The sequence below is a fragment of the Variovorax sp. WDL1 genome, assembly GCF_001541225.1.
Lineage (GTDB): Bacteria > Pseudomonadota > Gammaproteobacteria > Burkholderiales > Burkholderiaceae_C > Variovorax.
On record NZ_LMTS01000307.1, the window covers coordinates 1 to 2,978 of the forward strand.

4 protein-coding genes are annotated in these 2,978 nt (G+C 69.4%); all 4 read right to left on the minus strand.

Annotated elements, in window-relative coordinates; translation table 11 throughout:
• Window positions 1-310, minus strand: a 310-nt coding sequence (locus tag APY03_RS35980) for a DUF2857 domain-containing protein (protein ID WP_157103510.1), incomplete at its 3' end; no start/stop codon positions are given.
• Between the two features lie 14 nt (window positions 311-324).
• On the minus strand, window positions 325-2,004 hold the full coding sequence (locus APY03_RS35985) for a ParB family protein (RefSeq protein ID WP_003120039.1): 1,680 nt from the start codon (window positions 2,002-2,004) through the stop codon (window positions 325-327).
• Window positions 1,997-2,266 carry a hypothetical protein gene (locus APY03_RS35990; RefSeq protein ID WP_003050422.1) on the minus strand — a complete coding sequence of 90 codons (270 nt, stop codon included), beginning with the start codon at window positions 2,264-2,266 and terminating at the stop codon, window positions 1,997-1,999. The genes APY03_RS35985 and APY03_RS35990 overlap by 8 nt, the downstream gene beginning before the upstream one ends.
• Window positions 2,250-2,978 (minus strand): ParA family protein (locus APY03_RS35995; protein ID WP_157103511.1); only part of this gene is annotated, 729 nt, incomplete at its 5' end. The genes APY03_RS35990 and APY03_RS35995, both read right to left, overlap by 17 nt.

The window sequence follows — 2,978 nt, forward strand, 5'->3', positions numbered from 1 at the left end:
GGGTCAGGCCATAGAAGCGGCTGACCATCTCCGTGCTGGCCCCCAGCCGCAGCATGCGATCGACCGTGGCGATTTCCTTCTCCACGTCCTGTGCCTGGTTGAGCAGGCGCTGCAGCACTTCGCGGTTGACCGTGACCGAGCACCACGAGACGCTGGCGTTGGCCAGCACGCTGATGAGCGCGGGGTGCTTGAGCGCATCCAGCTCGGCCTCGCCGAAGCCCATGGCCTTGCAGCGGCGCAGTTGGCCGTTGCGAAGGTCATACAGCGCCTGGGCGATCACGGCCTGGTTGAGCGGATGCGATGTGGACATGCGACCTCCCTCGCTCACGTCCCGGGCGCCGTGGTGCCGGCTTCCAGGTCCAGCAGACGCCGGGCCAAGCGGAGCAGCCGAAAGAGCTTGACCAACGCCGTGTCGCTCAAGCGCCTTGCGCCGCTGCCATGGCCTTGGCTCTGGCCGTGCAACAGGGTCGGCAGGTCGGTGGCGAGCTGCGCGCCGTCCAGGCCCGCTTCGGCGACGGGCTGACCCGTCAGGGAAGTGAGGAGCGTCAGCACCGCGCGGCCGAGCGGCGACGGGGCTTGGCCGCGGGCGCGGCACGCAAACCCGATGCCATCGGCGCGATCCTCGATGTACTCGTCCAGGCCTGCCTCCCCGGCGATCTCGCGCGCGAACTGCGCGATGTGGATGCGCAGCCGATCGGGCGTGTCCAGGCCCGCGTCGATGTACCAGACATCGGAGATCGGATAGAGTCCGCCGGCTTGCACCGGGATGGACTGCAACACGCTCGCCGAGAAGTCGGGCGGCAGCGCATCGCCCAACTGGTCGGCGACCATGCGCTGGATCGACTGCAGCCGTTCGGTCGTCGGTGCCGGCGAGACGATGTGCTCACGAAGCAGATCGCTCGGTGCAGCCGCCGGGCTTCCCGTGGCCGCTTCGCTAGCCGCCTTGTCGTCGTGGCGCAAGGTGGGCTCGGACGCCGGAGGGCTGGCGGGTGGAGGACCGTCCGCCGCTGCAGGCGTGGCGATGGACGATGCTGCGCCCGGCGGAGTCGGCGTGCCGGCGGTGGGCGAAGGCAACGCCGGCTGCGCCGCAGGTGGCGTCGGGTCACTGACCAGCGCCCGGTGGCGGCTTTCCGATTCGGTCAGATCCAGCGCCAGCACGTCGTAGCCGATGCCCAGCAGCTCGGACATCTGGCCGATCAGCTCGTCTTGCACGCGCTGCGGCGCGAACTCGTCGCCCTGCGTGTCGAACTGCGCCAGCACCTCCTGAAAAAAGCTGTCGAAGTCCAGCGGCAGCGAGCGGTCCTTGGCGTAGTGCTCCCAGGTGCGTTTGCAGGCCGTGCGCATGACCGACAGCCGCTCGACCTGGTGGCGCCCAAGGCCGCCATAAAGCACGGTGGGAATGGCGGGCAGCAGGTAGCGCACCGCGTCGGCCATGCGGGTGATGTGCGACCGCTGGACGGGGAAGCCATCGGCCGCCAGGCGGCGGGCCAGTTCCGACTGGCTCAGGGCGGCGCCGCTCTCCTGCTCGTAGAACTCCCGTGCTTTCTCGACGCCGAGCGCGCGCTCGATGAACGTGAGGCCACCGCGCAGTTCGTTCTCGGCAAGATGCCCGGTCAGCGCGACGATTTCACCGCGCTCCGGCCATGGTCGGAACAGACACGATATGCGGAAGAAGCGTTCTTCCTTGGTCTCCGACCAGAGTTCGCGCAGGATCGCCAGCCGCGTGTTGCCGCCGTTGCGGATGATGTAGTGGTCCCCGCCGGGCCGGCGCGTGATAGCCGGCGCCGCGTCCAGGCCGCGCTCGCGGATGGACGCCTTGATTTCCTCGTAAGCCGGGTTGCGCTTCATGCGCGGGTCATGGTCGTAGGGCCGCAACTGGTCAAGCGTCACGACCATGGGCGTGTCCGCGATCGGGTCGCTCAAGGCCGTAGCCGCTGGGCCGCTGCGCTCGAAGCCGGCCGCGAGCAGCTTGCCTGCCATGTCCTGCGAGGTCATGTCAGCCATGGCCGCACCCCTCGCAGTCCCCACGACCGCCGGCCGGCGCCATGCGGGCCTCTCGCTCGGCGCGGCGGATCTGCGCACGGGCGTTCAATTCGGCCCGGTGGTCACTCGCTGTCGAACTCGTGTAGATCGCCGCGCAGCCGGCCTTGGTGAACTTGAGGTGCCCGCCCGGCGTGCGCTTGACGTGCCAGCCCTCGCCGACCGCGAACTCGATCAGGGCGCGCAGCCGCTTGTGGCCGCGGGCCAGCTCATGTGCGTTCGCCATGGGGCCTCCCAGGATCAAGAGGTCGCTGCGGGCGGCCGGATACTTGAGCCAGTCGGTCCTGCCATTGCGGGAACAACTCGCTGGCGAGCGCGCGCATCGTGTCGAGCGCGGCAGGGGCGACTCTGCCGGGCGGCTGGCGGTGCTCGACCCGATGCACTGGCAGGCCGCGCGTTGCGGCGCGTGGATACGCTTCTATGGCCGGCACGTCGGTGGCGAGCACGCGGATGCCGGCGCTGTCCTGGAACAGGTCGCGCAGGGCCTGCTGGATCAGCCGTGCGTTGGCGGACACCGGGTGGACGCGGTTGATGAGCAAGTGCAGCGGCGGCGGTTCGATACCCAGGTGCCGGTACGGCGCAATGTCTTCGAGCAACTGCATGGTGCCGCGCCGCAGCTCGCGTGCCGCGAGGATCTCCGGCGTGACGGGCGACAGCGCGAGATCGGAGGCGAGCACCGCCATCTCCAGCAGCACGGAACGCGCGCCCTGGGTGTCGATCAGCACCAGGTCGTAGAGGGGAGCAAGTGCTGGCAGCAGATGCCGCAACCGCAGGCGGCCATCCGGCGCATGCAGCAACAACGTGTTCAGCTCGCCCCGGTGGTCGTTGGACAGCACCAGGTCCAGGCCCGCGATGATCGTGCGGGACACGAGCTGGCCGAGGTCGCGCTCGTTGAAGGCCAACAGCTCATAGATACCGCCCGGCGCGCGCTGGGTCAG

Bases quoted from the DNA above. Each gene is read 5' to 3' on its own strand.
- APY03_RS35985 (WP_003120039.1), bottom strand. From the start codon at position 2,004: ATGGCTGACATGACCTCGCAGGACATGGCAGGCAAGCTGCTCGCGGCC.
- APY03_RS35990 (WP_003050422.1), bottom strand. From the start codon at position 2,266: ATGGCGAACGCACATGAGCTGGCCCGCGGCCACAAGCGGCTGCGCGCC.